Origin of the sequence: Acinetobacter courvalinii, assembly GCF_014635545.1 — a bacterium.
GTDB classification, from domain to species: Bacteria; Pseudomonadota; Gammaproteobacteria; order Pseudomonadales; family Moraxellaceae; genus Acinetobacter; species Acinetobacter courvalinii.
The window spans coordinates 18,633-40,903 of sequence record NZ_BMDA01000002.1; the positions used below are offsets into that span (position 1 = coordinate 18,633).

Genomic DNA, 22,271 nt, shown 5'->3' on the forward strand with positions numbered 1-22,271 from the left:
GCTCATATCACGCCTTAAAAATCAATTTGAATAAGAGCGCAAACAGATGAAGCAGATCAATCCTATCATATTGGGCTTACTCATTGTCAGTAGTGTCGTCCTCAGTGCCTGCCAGAAAGAGCTTCCCAAGACCGAGGAAATTCCTTATGTCATGGTGGCCCAGCCGAGTGGTAACCATGTTGATCAAAAGAGTTATGCTGGGGACGTTCAGGCCAGACAGCAAACCGCTTTGGCCTTCCGTGTCGGGGGACAGGTGACCGAACGTTATGTTGAGGTCGGAGATCGGGTCAAAGTTGGACAGGTGCTGGCAAAACTGGATGTCAAAGATGCGCAATTGCAAATGAATGCGGCCAAGGCACAGTTACAAAGTGCACAGGCCGCTGCAAAAATTGCCGCAGAAGAATATCAGCGTTATCAGCAGTTATTACCGGTCAATGCAGTGAGCCGTTCGCAATTTGATGCGGTCAAAAATCAGTATGAATCTGCTCAGGCAAGCTTGCAGCAGGCCCGTTCTAACTATGAAGTATCCTCCAACCAGACCGGTTATAACCAGCTGATCTCGAATAAAAACGGGGTGATTACCCAGCGTCAGATCGAGATTGGACAGGTGATTGCCGCAGGACAGGCCGCTTACCAGTTAGCCATTGATGGTGAACGCGAAGTGGTGTTTGGTGTGCCTGAACAGGCGGTCAGCAGCATTAAAGTGGGGCAGCCTGCATGGGTCACCTTGTGGTCACAGCCAGATGCACGTTTTGCTGCCAGAGTGCGTGAGGTTTCGCCAGCAGCCGACCAGTCCCGGACCTTTACTGTCAAAGTGTATTTACTGGAAGGACAGTCCAGTATTCAGCTGGGGCAAAGTGCACGGGTGTTCTTTGTCGCACAGGACAATAATGTACTGAGTGTGCCTTTATCCAGTGTCACCGCCAATGATCAGCAAGCCTATGTCTGGGTGGTGAATACTAATCAAACTATTCGTAAAGTCCCAGTGACCTTAGGTACTTACGGGCGTGATAGTGTACCTGTTCTTGCCGGCTTAAAAGCCACAGACTGGGTCGTGGTCGGTGGCGTACATTTGTTACGGGATCAGCAAAAAATTCATCCCGTCGATCGTGATAACCGCGATATTCAAGTTAAAACGGGAGGTTAAACATGAAATTTAACCTTTCAGAATGGGCACTCAAAAATAAGGGCATTATCCTTTATTTTATGCTGTTGCTTGGCATCGTGGGCATCATGTCCTATTCCAAACTGTCCCAGAGTGAAGACCCGCCATTTACCTTTAAGGTGATGGTGGTACAGACCTACTGGCCTGGCGCGACAGCCAAAGAGGTCTCGACCCTGGTCACGGATCGAATTGAAAAGGAGTTGATGACTACGGGGCAGTATGACCGCATTATGGCCTATTCACGTCCGGGTGAGTCCTTGGTGACCTTTGTCGCCAAAGACAGTCTACCGTCCAGTGCCATTCCGGATGTCTGGTATAACGTGCGCAAAAAGGTCAATGATATTCGGACCCAGTTGCCAAGCGGTGTACAGGGGCCGTTCTTTAATGATGAATTTGGCGATACCTTCGGCAATATCTATGTACTGACCGGCAAAGACTTTGACTATGCGGTAATGAAAGAATATGCCGACCGTTTGCAACTGCAATTGCAACGGGTCAAAGATGTCAGCAAGGTTAATCTGGTCGGTCTACAAGACCAGAAAATCTGGATTGAACTGTCCAATACCAAGGCCGTGCAATTAGGTGTACCGGTCACCGCGATACAGGAGGCCATCCAGAAGCAAAACGATATGGCGGGTGCCGGTTTCTTTGAAACGGGCACGGATCGTATTCAGATCCGGGTCAGTGGACATTTACATAGTGTCGATGACCTGAAAAAAATGCCGTTACTGGTCGGTGACAGAACCATTCAACTGGGTGATGTTGCCGAGGTTTATCGTGGCTTTAGCGAACCTGCACAGCCACGTATGCGTTTTATGGGCGAGAATGGGATCGGGATTGCGGTGTCGATGCGGAAAGGTGGCGACATCATTGCGTTGGGTAAAAATCTCGAAACTGAATTTAACCGCCTGCAAAAAAGCCTGCCTCTGGGCATGAAACTGCAAAAAGTGTCTGATCAACCTGTGGCGGTACAACGCAGTATTCAGGAATTCTTAAAAGTTCTGGCGGAAGCGGTGATCATCGTTTTACTGGTGAGTTTCTTCTCACTCGGTTTCCGTACCGGTTTGGTGGTGGCGCTGTCCATTCCACTGGTTTTAGCCATGACCTTTGCCGGCATGAACCTGTTCGATGTGGGGCTGCATAAGATTTCACTGGGCGCATTGATTCTGGCGCTGGGGCTGCTGGTGGATGATGCCATTATCGCGGTTGAAATGATGGCGATTAAGATGGAGCAAGGCTACAGTCGACTCAAAGCCGCAGGTTTTGCCTGGCAAACCACGGCTTTCCCGATGCTGACAGGCACCCTGATTACAGCTGCAGGTTTTTTGCCGATTGCCACTGCCCAGTCCGGAACAGGGGAATATACCCGTTCGATATTCCAGGTGGTAACCATTGCCTTGATCGTGTCATGGATTGCTGCCGTGTTATTTGTGCCTTATCTGGGGGAGAAACTCCTGCCTGATTTCACCAAGCAGCAACAGCAAGCGGCGTGGTATGTGCGCTTGTGGGCAAGATTGCGCAAGCAACCTGCGCCTATTGTGGAAGCGCATGGCCAACAGCATGATCCTTACCAATCCAAGTTTTATCAGTCTTTTCGCCGTGTGGTCGAAATCTGTATCACCTATCGCAAAACCGTGATTGCCGTGACCGTCGGGATTTTTGTGTTGTCGGTGGCGATGTTTAAGCTGGTGCCGCAACAGTTCTTCCCGCCATCCAATCGTGCTGAAATTCTGGTGGACTTAAAACTGGAAGAAGGTGCCTCCCTGACCGCGACAGAACAAGCCGTACATAAGGTGGAACAATTCCTGTCCAAACAAAAAGGCATTGATAACTATGTGGCTTATGTCGGGACGGGTTCACCGCGTTTCTACTTGCCTCTGGATCAGCAACTGCCGCAAGCCAGCTTTGCCCAGTTTGTGGTGCTGGCCTCATCTTTAGATGATCGGGATGAAATCCGTCGTTCTCTAGAACAACAAATCAAGCAGCTCTTACCTCAAGTACGTACCCGGGTGTCGTTACTGGAAAATGGTCCGCCTGTGGGCTATCCATTGCAGTACCGGGTCTCAGGTGAAGATCTGGCAACGGTTCGGGCCGAGGCTCAGAAAGTTGCGAAAGTCCTAAGTGAAGACCCGAATACTACCAATGTGCATCTGGACTGGGGCGAACCAAGCAAAATCATTGCGATCGACATTGATCAGGATCGTGCCCGTCAAATGGGGGTGTCTAGTGTCGATTTAGCTAATTTCCTCAATGCCTCGGTCACAGGCTCGGTGATGAATCAATATCGTGAAAAACGTGAATTGATTGAAATCCGTTTGCGTGGCGATCAATCGGAACGGGTTGAAGTGGCTTCTCTGGCGAGCCTGGCGGTACCGACCAGTAAAGGCAGCACTGTGCCACTGGCGCAAATTGCCACAATCGAATCCCGCTTTGAAGAGGGTTTAATCTGGCATCGTAATCGTCTGCCAACTATTACCGTTCGCGCGGATATTCGCACGCATTTGCAACCTGCCACTGTGGTGCAACAGCTGGCAGACAAGATGCAGAGCTTACGTGCAGATCTGCCAAGCGGTTATTTACTGGAAGTAGGCGGCACAGTTGAGGAGTCGGCTAAGGGACAAAACTCGGTCAATGCCGGTATGCCTTTATTCCTGGCCGTGGTGATGACTTTATTAATGATTCAGCTACGCAGCATGTCACGCGCGACCATTGTCTTGCTGACCGCACCATTGGGTTTGATCGGGGTGGTGGCATTCTTGCTGCTGTTTAATAAACCTTTCGGTTTCGTGGCAATGCTCGGTACGATCGCATTATCAGGCATGATTATGCGTAACTCGCTTATTTTGATTGATCAGATCGAGCAGGATATACAGGCGGGACATGTGCCATGGGATGCAGTCATTGATGCCACCATGCGCCGTTTCCGCCCCATTGTCCTGACCGCACTGGCTGCGGTACTCGCGATGATCCCGTTATCTCGCAGTATTTTCTTTGGTCCGATGGCCGTTGCGATTATGGGCGGATTGATTGTTGCGACCTTATTAACCCTGTTTTTCCTGCCTGCACTTTATGCAGCATGGTTTAAGGTTAAAAAAACAACATAACTATCGTAATTATTTTGTGAATAAAGGTGCGAAATATTGAAAATTTCAATATAGTAGCACCTATATTTTAAGACCAAAAAATAATTGAATTTCATTGCATGACAAATTTTGCACAATGCTGTGAATGAGGTGATATAGAGCATGGGGCAAGACAATATTGAGCAGCATCGCCGCTATGTGGTGATTTCTTACGTGTTCATGTTTCTTGCATTATTTACAATCGTGTTTGCAGTGTTTGCCTACCTGTTAGCACGAAAAGTTGCGATTGTGGATAATGCTGAAGTATGGATACATGCGCATGCACTGTGGATTATGCGTAATGTGCTGTTATTTATCTTGATGGCCTTTTTTGCTGCCTTATGGTTTATTCCATTATTCTTTTTTGCATGGGACAGCGCCCTCTGGGTGACTGCAATGACCGTTGCAGGTGTGGTCTTCAGTTCGATTGCCTGGTTATTTTTATTGAATGCATGGCTAAAAGGCATTGCCAAGTACTTTAAAAATAAAGCAGTTTTTTAATTTTACTGCTTTTTTATTGAATTAGACCTTGTAAATTTATCGTACAGCCCCTATTAAGGCTCTGTTGACTTTAGAAATAAAAAGTCGGCAGAGCCTATTTGTTTTTTTAGATTTGAATAAATTCCGTGAGGAGCATCGCCAACCATGGCTAAACGTGATTATTATGAGGTTTTAGGCGTTTCGAAAACCGCAAGTGATGATGAGATCAAGAAAGCCTATCGTAAGTTGGCGATGAAGTATCATCCAGACCGTAACCCTGACAACGCAGAAGCTGAAGAAAAGTTCAAAGAAGCGTCTGAAGCCTATGAAGTGTTGTCTGACGGCGAAAAGCGCAGCATGTATGACCGCGCTGGACATAGCGCCTTTGAAGGTGGCTTTGGTGGTGCCGGTGGCGGCTTTGGCGGTTTTAGCGCAGAAGACATTTTCAGCCAGTTTGGTGATATTTTCGGCGGTGCGTTCGGTGGCGGTGGCCGTCAGCAACAACGCCAACGCCGTGGTTCAGACCTGCGCTATGTGATGGAACTGACGCTCGAAGAAGCGGTTAAAGGGGTGAAAAAGACCATTACCTTTACTGCGCCAGCGCCATGTGAAACCTGTGATGGTAAAGGTTCTCAAAATCCGAATGATGTCGAAACCTGTCGAACCTGTCATGGTGCAGGCCAAGTGCGTATGCAACAAGGTTTCTTCTCGGTGCAGCAAACCTGTAGTACCTGTCGTGGTCAAGGTAAAATCATCAAGAACCCATGTAAGAGCTGTCATGGTTCAGGCGTTGCAGATCGTCAGCAAACACTTGAAGTTACCATTCCTGCCGGCGTGGACAATGGCGACCGCGTACGCTTAACCGGCAAAGGTGAAGCGATCCGTGATGGTCAGGCCGGTGATTTGTACGTTGAAGTCGTGGTACGTGAACACGAAGTCTTCCAGCGTGATGGTGCGGATCTCTATATGGACGTGCCAGTCAGCATTGCAGATGCGGCTTTAGGTAAAGAAATTGAAATTCCGACTCTAGAAGGTCGTGTCAGTTTGAAAATTCCTGAAGGTACACAAACGGGTAAACTGTTCCGCTTACGTGGCAAGGGCGTTCGTCCGGTACGTAGCAGCATGGTCGGTGATTTACTCTGCCGTATTGTGGTAGAAACGCCGGTGAACCTGAACAGTCGCCAACGTGAATTGCTGAAAGAGCTACAAGCTTCTTTTGATGGGGATGGTCATGCTTCATCGCCAAAGAAAAAATCATTCTTTGATCGCCTGTTTGACTAATTGGCATTCATAAAAAAAACCTGCTACGGCAGGTTTTTTTATGGGAAATTTTTAGCGCAAGCACAGAGTTTTGCTATAGTAGCTGAATTGTTTAAATAAGAGACTGGGAAAAATTATGTCAACTTCTCCACGCATTGGGATCTTGGGTGCAGGCGGACGCATGGGACGCATTCTGATTCAAGCGGTACAACAGGCAGGTTACCAGCTTGCAGCCGCAGTGGAACGTCCGGAAAGCAGTCTGGTGGGTGCAGATGCAGGTGAGCTTGCAGGGATTGGCAACATCGGCGTCAAGATCGTGGGAAGTTTGAGTGAAGTATTGAAAGACTGTGATGTGGTGATTGACTTCACTGCACCGGATGCCACTGAACAGCATTTGAAGCTGTGCCGTGAAGCGGGTGTGGCCATGGTGATCGGGACCACGGGGATGTCAGATCAACAAAAAACATTCCTTGAAGAAACTGCAACCCATACCCCGGTCGTGTACGCTGCCAATTATTCAGTGGGGGTCAATGTTTCGATTAAATTACTGGAACTTGCAGCCAAAGTATTTGGCGATACGGTGGATATCGAAATCATTGAAGCACATCATCGCCATAAAGTGGATGCACCGTCAGGTACTGCATTCATGATGGGTGAGGCGATTGCCGATACTTTAGGCCGTAACCTGAAAGAAGTGGCGGTATATGGCCGTGAAGGCTATACCGGTCCGCGTGACCGCCAGACCATTGGCTTTGAAACCATTCGTGGCGGTGATATCGTCGGTGAACATACCGTGATGTTTATTGGTGAAGGTGAACGTGTTGAAGTGACGCATAAAGCCACCAACCGTATGAACTTCGCCTCAGGTGCAGTTCGTGCAGCAGCTTGGGTGGTTGGCCGTGAAGCGCGTAAATACGATATGAAAGATGTTTTGGGCTTTAACGAGATTGAAGTATAAAACGTTCCTTTTTGGTACTATAAAAGAGCTTGTTGAGCTTTCTTTCCGTCAGGAGTGAAACAAGCTCTCGCTATCATTAAAACAATCGAGCATGACATGAATAAAAAACATATCGTCCTTGCTACACTGCTCAGTATCAGCAGCTTTACCGTCAATGCAGCAGCTGATAAGGCCAAGCTGAGCTTACATCGTAATAATATCAAGGTCTGGACCTATCAGACCGAAAATAACCCGATTATCCAATATAAAGCAGAAACCACGTTCGACGTACCACTGGAACGTGCCGCTGCCGTAGTGTTGGATGTAGAGCGTACACCGCAATGGGTGCCCTATGTCGGTAAGGCAAAAATGCTGTCGCGGGATGACAAAAAAGGCGAATTTACCTTGTACATGGTACTGGATTTTCCTTTCCCCTTAAAAGACCGTGATGTGGTGATTAAAGGCAAAATGACCAAGAACGCGGATGGCAGTATCAGTATTAAAAACAATGCCATTCAGGATGATTATCCGGAACAGCCCGATGTGGTGCGTTTAAACAAATATGCTGGTGACTGGACTTTCCAGAAATTGGCCAGCAATAAGGTCAAAGTGACCACCAGTGGCTACGCTGATCCGGCAGGTTCGATTCCACTCAGCTTTGTGAATATGTTTGTACAGCAGCAACCTTATCAAATGCTGATGAAAATGAAAAAAGAAGTGCTCAATCCGATCTATGCGCAACCGAAGTTGCCCGAGTTATTGAAGTAATAAAAAAGCCTGATTCAATCAGGCTTTTTTATGTGGCTTATGCTTGCGGGCATTGTTTGAGTTGAGCCGCCGGTTTCTTGGCCAACTTGATCTGGATAAATACCAGAATTAAACCAATACCTGCCAGTACCGCACCGATCATGGAGACCGCTGTGTAGTTTAAGCCGAGACCTAAGACTGCGCCGCCTGCCGCTGCACCAATGGCATTGCCCAGATTAAAAGCGCCGATATTGACAGAAGACGCCAGACCGGATGCTTCACGTGCAACCGACATCACACGCATTTGCAAAGGCGGTACAATCGCAAATGCTGCCGCACCCCAGATCACCAGACCAATGGCTGCACCCAGTTGTGATTGCGCCAAGAATGGGAAAATCACCATCAAGCTGATCAGCAAGACCAGAAAACCAATCAGGGTTTTGTCGATCGACATATCTGCAAACTTACCGCCGAAATGGTTACCGATAGAGAAACCAATTCCGATCAAGACCAGCATCATGGTGATAAAGGTCGGTGAAGCATGGCTAAATTCAACCAGACTCGGCGCGATGTAGGTATACAAGGTAAACATGGCCGAAGCACCAAACACGGTGGTCAACAGCGCCAGCACCACAGGCAGGCGGGTCAGCACTTTCAGCTCCATTTTCACATTCGGTTTTTGACCGACAGAGCCTGCAGGCAGGGCTTTCCAGAGCGATAGCATGGTAATGATACCGAGTATAGAAATCGCCAGAAACGACATACGCCAGCCAATATTTTGTCCGACCCAGGTGGCGAGGGGTACACCGCCAATATTGGCAATGGTCAGTCCCATAAACATGGTCGCTACCGCACTGGCCTGTTTATTGGCTGGCACCACACTGGCTGCCACCACCGATCCAATCCCGAAGAAGGCACCATGGTTAAGACTGGTCAGCAGACGAGCCCCCATCAAACTCATGTAGTTCGGTGCAAAGGCTGCGATCAGGTTGCCAAGGGTAAAAATTGCCATCAGTACAATCAATGCATTACGACGGGCAAAACCACCAAACCATAAAGTCATGATCGGCGCACCGAGCATCACGCCCAGTGCATAACCCGTGATCAGCATACCTGCACTTGGAATTGACACGCCCAGATCATTGGCAATATTGGGCAACAGTCCCATGGGAGAAAACTCGGTTGTCCCAATGGCGAATGCGCCAATGGCCAGTGCCAGCAACGGCAGGTTGATGCGGCTGCTCATGTTATTTGTCCCATTCAGGCGCAAATGGTTCAGGACTCACTTCTCGACCATTACGTTCTAGTTGAGCAATCAGCTGCATTTCCTCTGCACTTAAGGTTAAGTCTTGCGCTTTTAAGTTGCTGATCAGGTTTTCACGTTTTGTTGATGAAGGAATCACGGCAAAACCATTTTGCAATGCCCACGCCAATGCGACTTGTGCCGTGGTTGCCTGATGCTGTGCAGCAATTTCAGCCAAGGTTGGATCATTCAGCACTTTGCCATAAGCCAGGGTCATGTATGAGGTCACGTCAATGTCTTGTTCACGTAAGTAGTTCACCAGATTACGGTTTTGTAAATACGGGCTGAGCTCGATCTGGTTAGTGGCAATGTGTTCTACACCAATGCTGTCAATCGCTTGCTGGGTCAAGGCAATATTAAAGTTTGAGATCCCGATTTGTTTGGTCAAACCTTGTTGTTTCGCTTCCAGAAGTAGTTGCATCACGCTCGGAATCGAGACACCCAGTGCTGGAGCCGGCCAGTGGATCAGGGTCAGATCGACGGCATCGGTACGAAGTTTTTGTAAGCTGTCTTTTAAGCTGGGAATAAATTTGTCTTCGGCAAAGTTATCAACCCAGATTTTTGTGGTTAAAAATAAATCCTGACGGGCAACGCCACTTTCAGCAATGGCTTGGCCTACAACCGCTTCATTTTCATAAATCTGTGCGGTATCAATGGCACGGTAACCCACATCAAGGGCTGTTTTAACGGAATCAATCACCGCTTGGTCTTGAAGACGGAAAGTACCTAAACCAAATTGAGGGATACGCATATTATTCACCTAATCTTGTCATGCTCGATTGAGCGTTTTCTGTTGATGGGTAGAATTTTGCAATAATTATTGTTGCTAAAAAATAGAGGAATTTGCAAAATATAGTTGACTAAATATCAATAATTGAAGGGTTCAATGAAATCAACCATTGAAGAATTACTCGCTTTTATGACCATTGTCGATACCGGTTCCTTTATTGCTGCCGCGGAAAAACTCGGACAGACGGCATCGGGTCTCAGTCGTTCGCTCAGCCGGTTGGAATCAAAGCTGGAAGTGACCTTGTTAGAACGGACCACGCGCAAATTAAAATTAACACAAGAAGGGCAACAATTCCTGAATCACGCCCGTAAAATCTTAAGTGACTTAAATGCAGCAGAAGAGGCGTTGCAAAAATCCGATCAAGATACTTCCGGGCTTATCCGGATTGATTCGGCCACACCTTTTATTTTGCATGTAATTGCACCTCTGATGCATTTGTTTCGCCAGCGCTATCCCAATATCGACATTGAGCTGAGCAATAATGATCAGGTGATTGACTTGTTACAGCACAAAGCCGATGTGGCTTTCCGCTTTGGTGAACTGCATGACTCCAGCCTACACGCCAAACTGGTGTGCAAAAGTCGCCTTTATATTGTCGCCAGTCCCCATTATTTAGCCACCCTATCAGAACCGCCCACCCTAAATACATTAGCCCAGCATGATTTGATCGGTTTTACCAAACCCTTGCATTTGAACACTTGGCCGTTAAAAACCAAGGATCATTATTTTACTGCGCAACCTACGATCAAGGCATCAAATGGAGAGACGGTACGTCAGCTGGCGATCCGGGGACATGGGATTACCTGTTTGTCTGAATTCATGGTATGGCAAGACCTAGAGAAGGGCTTATTAGTGCCTTTGTTTGAAGAGCAGATCGAACATTCTTATCAACGCATCCATGCGGTGTATTATCAGCAAGAACACTTGCCAAAACGTATCCGTTTATTTATTGAGTTTTTGACTGAGCAATTAAGTCAGGGCTTCTCGGTTTGCCAATAGCATCATTTTGAAGCTGCACATTCAGGACCGGAATGGACGGACCTGTTTTCGGTAGGACAGACACCACAATATGTTGCTGTTGTAGCTTGCATTCCAGTTCTACTGTTGGCAATAAGTTACTGGCTAGCATGACCCCATTTTCATTGGGTTTTTTATAGGTCATCTTGATGATACGACTCTCTGCAGTGGCTGCGCCTTTTTCCATTTTCCATAACTCATAAGTCGGTTGATTCTGCAGGCGTAGGTAACCTTCCGAGAGTGACTTACACACCTGCTGTTGTGGGTAGGTGGCTTGGTCACTGAGTTCACAGCCGCTCAGTAAAATTATGCCGAATATAAATAAGATATTATTTTTCATTGGATTATCCTGTGGCAGTTGATTTTTATAGCTTAACGGTGTTGTATAAACCAATACAGATACAGAAATTTATAAAAAAGCAGTACAGAGATGACCTTCCAATATCAACGTCTGGCAGAACAGCTGGCGCATAAGATTTATCAACATGAATTACAGCCACAACAGAAGCTGAGTTCTTTAAGGGAATTTGCACGTCAGCACAGTATTAGCCTGAGTACGGCGCAACAATGCTATGAGTTGCTGGAAGCCAAGGGGTTGATCTACGTCAAAGCAAAATCGGGTTATTTTGTCAGTTCGAGACAATATCAAAGTCCCGTACCAGACAGTCCCGGTTTTGAGTCGATGAGTCGGCAAGTTTCAAATTTAGACCTGCAAAACCAGATTCAAACTGCTTCGATCCAGAACCATTTAACTCCTTTGGGTGCCATTCAGCTATCTCCCCATCTGATTCCAGTCGAGGGCTTGCGCCGTTCCTTGCAACGTGCACTGAAACACTGCCAGCCAGAAGATTTTCTATATTGCAATAAACAGGGGCACCAACAGCTGCGACAGGCGTTATCGGATCATTGGCGTGAGGATGGTATCTATGTTGCCACGGACGATATTTTCATTAGCAATGGTTGTATGCCCGCCTTATCGTTGTTGATTCAGCAGATCACCAAGCAAGGCGATAGTATTCTGATTCCAACGCCTACCTTTAATGGGCAGTTGCAAATGCTGGCCAGTTTGAAACGCAAGATTATCGAAATTCCAGCCGACCATCGTGGCATTGATCTGGAACGTTTAGAACATTTTATGCAACAGGGCAGTGCCAAACTGTGTTTGATGACCGCCAATTTTCAGAATCCCTTGGGCTATTGCCTGACGAATGAAGAAAAGCAGCACATCGCCAAGCTTGCCCAGCAATACCAGTGTTTTATACTGGAAGATGATATTTATGGTGAATGCAGTTTTCAGAAGGAACGACCTTTACCCATCCGTTACTGGGATCAGGATGGCTATGTGATCTGGTGTGGTTCGGTATCTAAATCCTTATCAGCGGCTTATCGTGTCGGCTGGTTCTGTTTAGGTCAGCAATTACAATATTTAAGACCACGTTTATTGGCCAATAATATCGGGGTAAATACCCCTTTACAGTTGGGGCTGGCTGATTTTATTTATAGCCGGGGTTATCGGGAGCATCTTGATCAGCTGAGACCTAAACTCATGCAACAGGTGCAACAGTATCGGGCATTTATTCTAGAGGCGTTTCAGGGAATTCCGATCGCCTTGAGTCAGTCACAGGGCGGTTACGCCTTATGGCTGCAACTTCCGGCGAGCATTACCGGTCTGCAACTGTATTATCTGGCGCAGGCGCAGGGCATTAATATTGTGCCGGGGGAAGTGTTTGGCGAAGACCGACGCTATCAGCATTTTCTGCGTTTAAATGCAGGCCATGCCTTAACCGAAGAAATCCGCCAAGCGATACAGCAATTGGCGGATTGGACGCGTAAAAGCCTGAACTAGTTGAAGTCTGCTTTTAGAACGATACGATAACGTGCCTGACCTGAATGCAGTCGCTCAATTGCCTCATTCAACTGCGACATCGGGTAGAGTTCAATCTGTGGGGCAATATTTTTGCGTGCGGCAAACTGTAACAGCTGGCGCAGTGCCAAAGGGGAACCTGTCGGCGAAGAGGTGACTGATTTGGCACCATTCATCAAGGTTCCAACCGACACCGGAATCGGTTCTAGAGTCACGCCCAAGAAATGTAAACTGCCATTTGCTGCAAGCGTACTCAGGTAGGCTTGCCAATTCAGTGTTACATTCACGGTACTGAGCAACAGATCAAACTTGCCGCGTTGTGCCTTGATCGCCTGGGCATCACGACTATTCACCACATGATCTGCGCCCATGGCTTTAAGCTCTTCGGTCTTGTCCGGACTCGAGCTAAAAGCCGTAATTTCACAGCCCCAGGCCTTGAGTAACTTAATCGCCATATGACCTAAGCCACCAATCCCAATCACCCCGACATGATGGGTGGCTTGAATTTTATGTTTCAATAAAGGATCAAATACGGTAATCCCGCCACAGAGCAGTGGTCCGGCACTTTCGGGATCTAAATCTTCTGGCAGTGGAATCACCCATTCCCAGCCAGCGCGGACTTTATCGGCAAAGCCGCCGGCATGCCCGACGATGGTTGAAATCTTTTCACCGGTACAGAGCACCTGATTGCCGCCAATACAGGGATCACAGGCCTGACAGGTTTCAGCGGTCCAGCCAATCCCGACACGTTGGCCGATCTGTAAACCCTTGGCTTCGGAACCGAGTGCGATGATAGTGCCGATAATTTCATGGCCTGCGACAACCGGATACACTGATGAGCGCCATTCATTATCAATCACGGAAAGATCGGAATGACACAGACCACAGTACTCAACTTTGACTTCCACCTGATGCGCCTGTAACTCGCCTGCATCAAATTGATAAGGAACTAACTGCTCGCCCGCCTGCATGGCGGCATAAGCACGAATCTGGTTATTGCTCATTGGGGGGAACTCCTGTTGAAGGAAAATTTATGCTTTATGATTATTTAAAATGGCAATGATTTTCATGGTCATTGACCATGCCTACCGCTTGCATAAAGGCATAGCAGGTGGTCGGGCCGACAAATTTAAAACCATGCTTTTTGAGGGTTTTGGAGAGTTTCTGGCTGGTTTCAGTTTGTGCAGGTGCTTCGCGATAATTGATGACATCATTATGTTCAGTTTGCTGATTCACAAAGCTCCATAGCCAGGCCGGAACATCGCTGACTTGATCTTTAAGCTTGAGCCAGGCAATGGCATTGTCGCGAATCGCTTTCAGCTTGCCGATATGACGGATTAAACCGCTATCACTGAGCTTGAGCTGCAATTGCTCATCGCTCAGTGCTGCAATTTCGGTAAGCGGATGGTCGAAGAAATGGGTGCGGTAATGTTCACGTTTTTTTAGCACCGTGATCCAGGACAGGCCAGCTTGCTGACCTTCTAGGCAGAGCATTTCAAATAAGTGTGCTTCATCGTGTTGGGGTTTACCCCATTCCTGATCATGGTAAGCGATATATAGCGGATCATCGGAGCACCAGCCACAGCGTTGAGTTGACATATTGGATGCTCCTTATTGTTATGGGTACGAATAATTAAAGTTTGAATGCCACCCATTCATTTGGGCGTGTATCCCAATAATACAGTTCTGCGCTGCTTAAATCAGCAAATTTAAGCCAAAAGTCTTTGCCTGATTTATCCGCAAAACCGGTACTGATCAGCAGGGCATCCTCACTGATTTCCATGATCCAGCCTTGATAGCTGGTGCCATTGATGATGATCTTTTGCTGATTGCCTGACTCTGCAAACTCAACCAGACGTTCAATCAATGCTTCTGACATTGTATGTTCCTAACGTAAATATGGGTATGGATTGACTGCTCCACGCCCTTTGCCATTCAAATAAATACCATAGTGTAAATGTGGAGCGGTATAACGCGCATTACCGGTATTGCCCACATAACCGATCAGATCGCCCTTGCGAACGTAATCCCCGACATTGAGCCCACGCTTGTGGCCGTTGAGGTGGGCATAATAATGCCACGAACCTGCTGGACCCATGATCCAGATGACCTTGCCACCTAAATTATTATTACGTAAATCAGCAACTAAGCCTTCAGTTGCACTATACACTTTGGTGCCACGCTCTGCCATGATATCAATGCCTTCATGGTTACGACCCTGACTGCGGGCAGCGCCCCAGGTGTCCCGTAATTCATTGCGGCTGACACCTTTGACCGGAACAGGCAAGCGGCTATCCAGTCGCATGTTTTTTAGTTTATTGACCTGTGCATTCGGTAACGGTGTTGCTTTCTTCGGCGCTGTGGCACAGGCTGAAAGTAAAATAATCAACACACCCAGCAACGTATAAGAAATCGGATGGCGCACAAAAACTCCTTATCTTTTGAAATCCAGCAGGGAGGATATTTAAGCTTTTTGCTTTGCTGTAATCAGTTTCTTCATCGCCGTAGGGACCCCTCTGGCAATGGCGGCCTCAGGACTCAGCCAAACGCCATTCAGTTCAATACTGAGCTGTTCTTTTTGGTCATGTTCCACGTGGAACAGCCGCTCATTTAGCAACCAGGTGAAATGGGTAAAGCTATGGCTAATCTGCAACGATGATACTTGAGCTTGCAATTTAAAGTGCTGCTCAATCTGTTGTAATTCGGTTGCTTGCTCAATGATCGGCAGGCAGTATAAGCCGCCCCAGAGTCCATGGGCTTCTCGTTGTTGCCACAGCCATTCATCACCTGACTGAATCACTAATAGATTCGCTGTTCTGACCGGAACAGGTTTCTTGGCTTTTTTAAATGGCAGTTCCTGTTCTAAGCCTTGTTGATAGGCCTGACAGTGTTGCTGCATCGGGCAATATAAACACAACGGTTTTTTCGGCGTACATATGGTCGCCCCCAGATCCATGATCGCCTGCGTGTAATCATGGTTGCGTTCTTTTGGACAAAGTTTTTCTGCAATCTGCCACAGGGCCCGTTCGTGTTGCGGTTTGGATAGATCATCTTCAATGGCAAAAAAACGGGCTAGAACGCGTTTAACATTACCATCCATAATCACGCCGTACTGGCGTAAACCGAGTGACATCAGTGCTCCAGCGGTTGAGCGGCCAATACCGGGTAATTCTATCCATTGTTCAAGTGTTTCTGGAAATTTACCTTGCTGGCTGACAATGCCTGCAGCTTTATGCAGATTGCGTGCACGGGCGTAGTAGCCGAGTCCTGCCCAATAGGGTGCGACATCATCCCAACTGGCCTGTCCCAGATCTTTGACTGTTGGAAAGCGTGCAATAAAACGGTCGAAATATTGCAGTACCGTTTTGACCTGGGTCTGTTGCAGCATGATTTCTGAGACCCAGACCTTGTAAGGATCGTCGGCGATTTGCCAAGGTAAGTCATGGCGACCATGTTGATCGAACCAGTGAAGCAGGGCATCAGAAAATGAGAAATCAGGCATGAATCAGGTCAGTAAAAAGCAGGGCTGTAGTATAGCGGAAATGCGGCTTTTTGCGGCGTTAAAATTCTGTTGAAGCATAAACAGGGTATAGATCGCAAAGTATTTCAAACTTGTATTAAATTTCAGTCGTTATTTGTGTTTGGGTAGGCGGCATGGATGCCGCCCATTGAGCTGTGCTATCAGGGAGGTAGCATCAGCTCAATAGAGAATTTTTGCCTACCTTGCGGAGTATACTCCTCACCTATGAAAAGTAAGTCGTTGAAGACATATGCTGAAATTCGATCAGACCTCGGTACGACCCCGTAATGCAGTCCAACAGTCAGCACCCATGCCGCCTTGGCATGAGCTTAAATATCAGGATGATGTTGACTGGGATTGACGTTTTGAAAAATCATTTACCGATTACTTCAAATGTTTATCCAACAGCTCATACATTGCTTCAAGCCCTTGGCGCTCTGCTTCTGCGTTATAACCCAAGTCAACATTGTTGGCTTTGGCGCGTTCATCCGCAAGCGGGTTACTGAAACCATGCTTGGCATCTTCAAAAATAATCACTTCATGGTCGACTTCAGCATCATGCATTTCCTGACGGAAGCTGGCCACATCGTCCAAAGTAACCATACTGTCCAGTTCACCATGCAGGACTAAAATCTCGGCCTTGACCTTGCCTTTTTCAGCCGGTGCTTTCGGGCTTAATACTGCGTGAAAGGTCGCAACCGCTTCGATTTCTGCGCCTGAACGAGCCAGATCCAGCACCACCTTGCCACCATAACAGAAACCAATGGCCGCCAGTTTTTCAGCATTGACTTCCGGTTGAGTGGCTAAAGTCTGTAGACCTGCCTGTGCACGCTCTACAATGGTCTCTGGCTGTTCAAAGGTCTGGTTCATCCACGCCGATGCTTCCGGTACAGCTGTCGTGACTTTCTTATCGCCATACATATCAATCGCGAGCGCGGCAAAACCATGCGCTGCCAGCTCACGTGCGCGCTGTTCGGTATATTCATTACGGCCCCACCATTCAGGCGCAACGATCACTCCGGCAACAGCCTGATCGGTGACGGGTGATGCGAAATAACCAACCAAGCGTTGGCCGTCTGGAGCGGTATATTCAATTTCACGGGTATTGATCGAAAAGCTCATACGATAATCCTGATCTGTATTGTGAGAATGCATTGATTAAAACATAAAAAAGCTCAATTGGAGATATGGTCAAACAATAGATGCCGCTGTCTGGATTTTGCTCAGGCATAAAAAAAGAAGAATACGGAGATTCTTCTTTTTTATTTTAGGGGTTAAATCCTTAGACTTTACCTCGTGATATAAAGCCGACAATGGCTAGAATCACCGCTACAACCAGCAAGATTACAGCGAAATCTTTCGATAAACCGGCAACACCACCAAAACCTAATAAGCTGGCAATGAGTGCGATTACAGCAAAAATAATGGCCCAACGGAACATGTCGTGTTCTCCTAATTTTTCGTTATGAATCTAATATAGCGTGGGTTTTTTGAACAAAATGTGGTGTTTCTGTGGTTCAAATGTTTAATACTTAAAGAAATGTTAAGTGAAAAAAACAGATTGAAAGAAAGAGATGGGGTAGCAATGCTATAATCATAAACTCGCTTGAAATAGAAACAACTGGTATGTCCGTCGAACTGCGCCCTAACTTCTGGAAACAATATTCGCTTGATCAGCTTAATCAGGCGGAATGGGAAGCATTGTGTGATGGCTGTGGTTTATGCTGTCTGGTCAAACTGGAAGATGAAGAGACTGCCGAAGTTGCCTATACCAAAGTGTCATGCAAGTTACTGGACTGTAAAACCGCGCGTTGCTCGGATTATCCTAACCGTCAGCAGCAAGTACCGGATTGTATCCAGCTTACCCCAGAGCGGCTCACCACGATTTCATGGTTACCGCCGAGCTGTGCCTACCGTCGCTTGAGTGAAGGCAAGAATTTGCCCTCCTGGCATTATTTAAATACCGGTTCGCGTCAAAGCGTGATACGGGCCAAGAAATCTGCCGCGGGACGTTGTATCTCCGAAAGCGAGATCGATGAAGAGCAGATCGAAGACTATATCGTGCGTTGGGTGCGCTAACGGTATATTGAACCCCATGTTCAAAATCTGCTTTGCATAAAACAACATTTTTACAGTATTTTGATGGGCATATCTCCGTAAGATGAGTCCTATAACGAGGGAGATAAGCAATGAATAAAGTATTGATAACACCTTTGATATGTAGCAGCTTTTTATTTTTGTTGGCCTGTGGCCCCAACAATACCAATTCCAAAATCCCTGATCAAAATGCTGAGCAGCAGACCTCGTCCACTACCGCACAGCAGAGATACCGCACTGAGACGGTGGCTTCATTTAATGAGCCTTGGGCAATCGCCAGTTTGCCTGATCAGCGTTTGCTGATTACCGAGCGCAAAGGACAACTAAAATTATTTGATCCGAAAACCAAGACCAGCCTGAATGTTTCAGGTGTTCCGGCGGTGAGTTATGGCGGGCAGGGTGGTCTTGGCGATGTGATATTGCATCCCGATTTTCAGAAAAATCACTGGCTCTATTTGAGTTATGCCAGCAAGGGACAAGGTGGATACGGCGCGGAGATTGCACGTGCCGAACTGGATTTATCCAACCCGCAGCAACCTAAACTGACCCAGGTAAAAACCATCTGGCAGCAAGTACCGAAGGTTTCGGGACAAGGGCACTATGGCCATCGGATGCTGTTTGGTTCGGATGGAAAGTTGTGGGTCAGTTCAGGGGAGCGACAAAAGTTTGATCCAGCTCAGGATCTAAAAACTAATCTCGGTAAAGTGTTGCGCCTGAACGATGATGGCACCCCTGTGGCTGGTAATCCATTTCAGCAGCAAGGTGGCGTCACGGCAGAAATCTGGTCACTGGGTCATCGGAATCCACTCGGCATGGCCTTTGATGAAAACGGACAACTCTGGGTGGTCGAAATGGGACCTAAAGGTGGTGATGAGCTGAATCTGATCCTGAAAGGGGCCAACTATGGATATCCGAAAGTCTCCAATGGCGATCATTATTCTGGTTTGCCAATTCCTGACCACAGCACTCGTCCCGAGTTTAAAGCTCCGGCAATTGACTGGACACCCGTGATTTCACCGTCCAGCCTGATCATTTATTCAGGTCAGCAGTTCCCCTTATGGCAACATAAGGCACTTATCGGTGGATTATCTTCCAAAGCGATTGTGGTGGTGGACCTGAAAGCTCAACCGATGCAAGAGATTCAGCGACTGGAGATGAAACAGCGGATTCGTGGTTTGCATCAGGCTCAAGATGGTTCGATCTGGGTCATTGAAGATGGTCCACAGGCCAAGTTACTTAAACTCAGCGCTTCTTAACGATTAACTTAAAGTGAAATGATCCATGCTAAATTCAAAATGTCTCTCTGGACGTGTAAAACAATTGCTTGTACTTGCTGGACTTCTATCTGGCAGCGCGCCGCTTTGGGCACAACAGTTATCCGAGCAGCAGGTTCAGGCGATCGTTGATCAGCAATTTAAACCGCTTTTACAGCAATACAAAATCCCGGGAATGGCAGTTGGGATCACCCTGAATGGACAACATTATTTTGTCAATTATGGCGTGGCTTCCAAACAGAGCCAGCAACCCATCCGCAACAGTACCTTATTTGAACTTGGCTCGGTGAGTAAGACTTTTAATGCAACCTTGGCAGGCTATGCACAGGCACAAGGCAAACTTTCCTGGTCTGATCATCCTGCCAAATATTTCCCTGAATTGAAAAATAGTGCGGTGAATCGTGCCACTTTATTGAATCTGGGCACTTATACTGCGGGCGGTTTTCCGTTGCAGTTCCCGGATGAGGTGGTTCAGCAACAGGAGATGATCAAGTATTTTCAGGTATGGCAGCCGAAGACCACCGTTGGCGCGGCGCGTCAATATTCCAACCCAAGTATCGGCTTGATGGGCTATGTCACGGCCTTGGCAATGAAAAAGCCCTATACCGAATTGCTGGAAAAAACACTTTTCCCTCAGTTAGGCCTGAAACAAAGTTTCATTCAGGTGCCTGAGCAGCAAATGTCGAACTATGCATGGGGGTATAAGGCGGATCAGGCCATGCGTGTCTCGCCTGGAATGTTTGATGCTGAAGCCTATGGTGTGAAAAGTAGCAGCGCGGACATGCTGAAATTTCTGGATGCACAAATCAATCCGCAACAGTTGCAGCAGCCACTGCGGAAAGCCATTGAAAATACCCATGTCGGCTACTTCAAAGTCGGCGCGATGACACAGGGTCTGGGTTGGGAGCAATATGCCTATCCGGCGAAATTGGAAACCCTGTTACAGGGTAACTCCAGCAAAATGGCCTTAGAAAGCCATGCGGTGACTCCCATCGCGCAGCCAAAAATTGCCCCAGCAGCGACCTTCTTCAATAAAACCGGTGCGACCAATGGATTTGGTGCCTATGCCGCCTTTATTCCACAACAAAAGATCGGCATCGTGATGTTGGCCAATACCAATTTCCCCAATGAAGAACGGATTAAAGCCAGCTACCACGTGATCCAGCAACTGCTTCAGCACAACAGTGCGCAATAGAATGACGCAGTGAGTGCAGATTCAAATTGTAGATTTGTGTCAGACACAATAGACTAGGATAAAACAGCATAAAGCCATTGATGATGTCAGATACGCATATTCCTTTACCTGAACGTTTACGTCCTCGTGATTTGTCAGAAATTATCGGGCAGGATCATTTACTGGGCGACAACGCCCCTTTACGTCAAATGATTGATCAGGGGCATTTGCCTTCGATTATCTTCTGGGGACCGCCTGGGGTAGGAAAAACCACGATCGCATTATTACTGGCGCAAGCGGTGGACCGTCCTTTTGTGAGTCTATCTGCGCTGAATACGGGCGTAAAAGAGCTTCGGGAAGTGATTGCCGAAAGCGGTGATCTGTTGACGCCTGTGGTGTTTATTGACGAAATACATCGCTTCAACAAGTCGCAGCAAGATGCCTTACTCAATGCGGTTGAGAAAGGCAAAATCACCTTGATTGGCGCGACCACGGAGAATCCTTCCTTCGAAGTAAACAGTGCGTTGCTGTCGCGCTGTCAGGTCTATACCCTGAACAGTCTGGATGCAGACGCGATTCAAACCTTGCTGAATAAAGCGATTCAAACGGATAAGTTTTTAAAAGAACGTTTTATTCATATCGAAGAATATGATGCATTGATTCAATTTGCAGCGGGTGACGCGCGCAAGGCACTGAATCTGATTGACCTGATCGCCAGTACTTTTGAGCCTGACGTGGAAAATATGGTCACCAATGCGATTGTGGTCAAAGTGGCGCAGCAAAATATTGCCCGCTATGACAAATCCGGTGAGCAGCATTACGATCTGGTGTCGGCATTTATCAAATCCATTCGCGGGAGTGATCCGGATGCAACGTTGTACTGGATGGCACGCATGCTGAAAGGCGGTGAAGATCCGGTGTTTATCGCACGTCGTATGTTGATTGCCGCATCGGAAGATATTGGTAACTCTAATCCCAATGCCTTGTTGCTGGCGGGTGAATGTTTCCGTTCAGTACAGGCGGTGGGCATGCCAGAAGCACGGATTATTTTGGGCCAATGCGCTGTTTATCTGGCGACCAGTCCGAAAAGTAATAGTACCTATCTGGCGATTAACCGTGCCTTGGAGCTGGCAGAAAAAACGGCGAACCTGCCTGTGCCTTTGCATCTGCGCAATGCACCGACCAAGTTGATGAAACAGCAGGGCTATGGCGTCGATTATCTCTACCCACATAATTATCCTGAACATTTTGTATTACAGGAATATTTGCCACCTGAGCTACGCGGTACCAAGCTGTATGAGCGTGCCCTGAATAAGCGTGAAGTTGAAGGCGAGCGTTTACAACAGCGCCGTTGGCAGCAGCAAGATCAGCAACAATAAATTATTTCTAGTTTTATAGCGCTGGATGGTCACAGCTTTGGCGATCCAGTGCCACATTACATCAATTTCATTTATTCATAAAAACCGCTACATCTCTCACATTCTTTTTGGCTTATCGTGGTTTTAAAGAACATAGCGAGAC

Annotated in this window: 22 protein-coding genes; 12 read left to right on the forward strand and 10 right to left on the reverse strand. The window is 47.3% G+C overall.

Annotated elements, in window-relative coordinates; all coding sequences use genetic code 11:
* Positions 1 to 46: 46 nt before the first annotated feature.
* The 6 genes from IEV39_RS09670 to IEV39_RS09695 all read left to right on the forward strand — a co-directional run bounded on the left by IEV39_RS09670 (position 47) and on the right by IEV39_RS09695 (position 7,732).
* Positions 47 to 1,147, forward strand: coding sequence for an efflux RND transporter periplasmic adaptor subunit (locus tag IEV39_RS09670; RefSeq protein WP_005282190.1), 1,101 nt, complete (start codon positions 47 to 49; stop codon positions 1,145 to 1,147).
* Positions 1,148 to 1,149: 2 nt separating this feature from the next.
* Complete coding sequence (locus tag IEV39_RS09675) at positions 1,150 to 4,269, forward strand: efflux RND transporter permease subunit (protein ID WP_005282193.1); 3,120 nt, start codon at positions 1,150 to 1,152, stop codon at positions 4,267 to 4,269.
* Positions 4,270 to 4,410: 141 nt separating this feature from the next.
* Entirely contained in the window at positions 4,411 to 4,788 is a 378-nt protein-coding gene (locus IEV39_RS09680) for a hypothetical protein (protein ID WP_005282195.1), read from the forward strand.
* Between the two features lie 144 nt (positions 4,789 to 4,932).
* On the forward strand, positions 4,933 to 6,048 hold the full coding sequence (dnaJ, locus tag IEV39_RS09685; RefSeq protein ID WP_005228114.1) for a molecular chaperone DnaJ: 1,116 nt from the start codon (positions 4,933 to 4,935) through the stop codon (positions 6,046 to 6,048).
* 115 nt (positions 6,049 to 6,163) lie between these two features.
* A complete protein-coding gene (gene dapB / locus IEV39_RS09690) occupies positions 6,164 to 6,985 on the forward strand; it encodes a 4-hydroxy-tetrahydrodipicolinate reductase (protein ID WP_005282198.1) in 822 nt (273 codons plus the stop codon).
* Between the two features lie 96 nt (positions 6,986 to 7,081).
* Positions 7,082 to 7,732, forward strand: a complete 651-nt coding sequence (locus IEV39_RS09695) for an START domain-containing protein (protein ID WP_005282202.1) — start codon at positions 7,082 to 7,084, stop codon at positions 7,730 to 7,732.
* Positions 7,733 to 7,769: 37 nt separating this feature from the next.
* Here IEV39_RS09695 and IEV39_RS09700 read toward each other — a convergent pair whose 3' ends face one another.
* A complete protein-coding gene (locus IEV39_RS09700; protein WP_005282205.1) occupies positions 7,770 to 8,957 on the reverse strand; it encodes an MFS transporter in 1,188 nt (395 codons plus the stop codon).
* 1 nt (position 8,958) lies between these two features.
* Complete coding sequence (dkgB, locus tag IEV39_RS09705) at positions 8,959 to 9,765, reverse strand: 2,5-didehydrogluconate reductase DkgB (protein ID WP_005282208.1); 807 nt, start codon at positions 9,763 to 9,765, stop codon at positions 8,959 to 8,961.
* Between the two features lie 135 nt (positions 9,766 to 9,900).
* Between dkgB and IEV39_RS09710 the strand changes: the two genes are divergently transcribed.
* The gene (locus tag IEV39_RS09710; RefSeq protein ID WP_005282211.1) at positions 9,901 to 10,803 is read left to right on the forward strand and encodes a LysR family transcriptional regulator; all 903 of its coding nucleotides are present in this window, start codon (positions 9,901 to 9,903) and stop codon (positions 10,801 to 10,803) included.
* On the opposite strand, the gene IEV39_RS09715 is transcribed toward IEV39_RS09710, so the two are convergent.
* Positions 10,751 to 11,161, reverse strand: a complete 411-nt coding sequence (locus tag IEV39_RS09715; protein ID WP_005282215.1) for a hypothetical protein — start codon at positions 11,159 to 11,161, stop codon at positions 10,751 to 10,753. The two genes, IEV39_RS09710 and IEV39_RS09715, sit on opposite strands and share 53 nt — an antisense overlap.
* 90 nt (positions 11,162 to 11,251) lie before the next feature.
* Between IEV39_RS09715 and IEV39_RS09720 the strand changes: the two genes are divergently transcribed.
* Positions 11,252 to 12,667: an aminotransferase-like domain-containing protein gene (locus tag IEV39_RS09720; RefSeq protein ID WP_005282221.1), complete on the forward strand. Its 1,416-nt coding sequence runs from the start codon at positions 11,252 to 11,254 to the stop codon at positions 12,665 to 12,667.
* Here IEV39_RS09720 and ahr read toward each other — a convergent pair.
* From ahr to IEV39_RS09755, 7 genes are all read right to left on the reverse strand, one after another.
* Complete coding sequence (gene ahr / locus IEV39_RS09725; protein WP_005282223.1) at positions 12,664 to 13,689, reverse strand: NADPH-dependent aldehyde reductase Ahr; 1,026 nt, start codon at positions 13,687 to 13,689, stop codon at positions 12,664 to 12,666. The genes IEV39_RS09720 and ahr overlap by 4 nt on opposite strands.
* Positions 13,690 to 13,729: 40 nt before the next feature.
* Positions 13,730 to 14,284, reverse strand: a complete 555-nt coding sequence (locus IEV39_RS09730) for a DNA-3-methyladenine glycosylase I (RefSeq protein WP_005282226.1) — start codon at positions 14,282 to 14,284, stop codon at positions 13,730 to 13,732.
* 34 nt (positions 14,285 to 14,318) lie between these two features.
* On the reverse strand, positions 14,319 to 14,564 hold the full coding sequence (locus IEV39_RS09735) for a hypothetical protein (protein ID WP_005228096.1): 246 nt from the start codon (positions 14,562 to 14,564) through the stop codon (positions 14,319 to 14,321).
* Positions 14,565 to 14,573: 9 nt separating this feature from the next.
* Complete coding sequence (locus tag IEV39_RS09740) at positions 14,574 to 15,110, reverse strand: M23 family metallopeptidase (RefSeq protein ID WP_005228094.1); 537 nt, start codon at positions 15,108 to 15,110, stop codon at positions 14,574 to 14,576.
* A 39-nt stretch (positions 15,111 to 15,149) separates the two neighbouring features.
* The gene (gene mutY / locus IEV39_RS09745; protein WP_005282231.1) at positions 15,150 to 16,187 is read right to left on the reverse strand and encodes an A/G-specific adenine glycosylase; all 1,038 of its coding nucleotides are present in this window, start codon (positions 16,185 to 16,187) and stop codon (positions 15,150 to 15,152) included.
* 402 nt (positions 16,188 to 16,589) lie between these two features.
* On the reverse strand, positions 16,590 to 17,327 hold the full coding sequence (locus tag IEV39_RS09750; protein ID WP_005282233.1) for a dienelactone hydrolase family protein: 738 nt from the start codon (positions 17,325 to 17,327) through the stop codon (positions 16,590 to 16,592).
* Between the two features lie 160 nt (positions 17,328 to 17,487).
* On the reverse strand, positions 17,488 to 17,646 hold the full coding sequence (locus tag IEV39_RS09755; RefSeq protein ID WP_004776391.1) for a DUF1328 domain-containing protein: 159 nt from the start codon (positions 17,644 to 17,646) through the stop codon (positions 17,488 to 17,490).
* A 185-nt stretch (positions 17,647 to 17,831) separates the two neighbouring features.
* On the opposite strand from IEV39_RS09755, the gene IEV39_RS09760 reads away from it, so the two are divergent.
* The 4 genes from IEV39_RS09760 (at position 17,832) to IEV39_RS09775 (ending at position 22,129) form a co-directional block, all read left to right on the forward strand.
* Positions 17,832 to 18,284 carry a YcgN family cysteine cluster protein gene (locus IEV39_RS09760; RefSeq protein WP_005282236.1) on the forward strand — a complete coding sequence of 151 codons (453 nt, stop codon included), beginning with the start codon at positions 17,832 to 17,834 and terminating at the stop codon, positions 18,282 to 18,284.
* Positions 18,285 to 18,394: 110 nt separating this feature from the next.
* A complete protein-coding gene (locus tag IEV39_RS09765; protein WP_005282239.1) occupies positions 18,395 to 19,558 on the forward strand; it encodes a PQQ-dependent sugar dehydrogenase in 1,164 nt (387 codons plus the stop codon).
* A gap of 25 nt (positions 19,559 to 19,583) precedes the next feature.
* Positions 19,584 to 20,771: a class C beta-lactamase gene (gene ampC, locus IEV39_RS09770; RefSeq protein ID WP_005282242.1), complete on the forward strand. Its 1,188-nt coding sequence runs from the start codon at positions 19,584 to 19,586 to the stop codon at positions 20,769 to 20,771.
* 83 nt (positions 20,772 to 20,854) lie between these two features.
* Positions 20,855 to 22,129 carry a replication-associated recombination protein A gene (locus IEV39_RS09775; RefSeq protein ID WP_126687574.1) on the forward strand — a complete coding sequence of 425 codons (1,275 nt, stop codon included), beginning with the start codon at positions 20,855 to 20,857 and terminating at the stop codon, positions 22,127 to 22,129.
* Positions 22,130 to 22,271 lie beyond the last annotated feature (142 nt).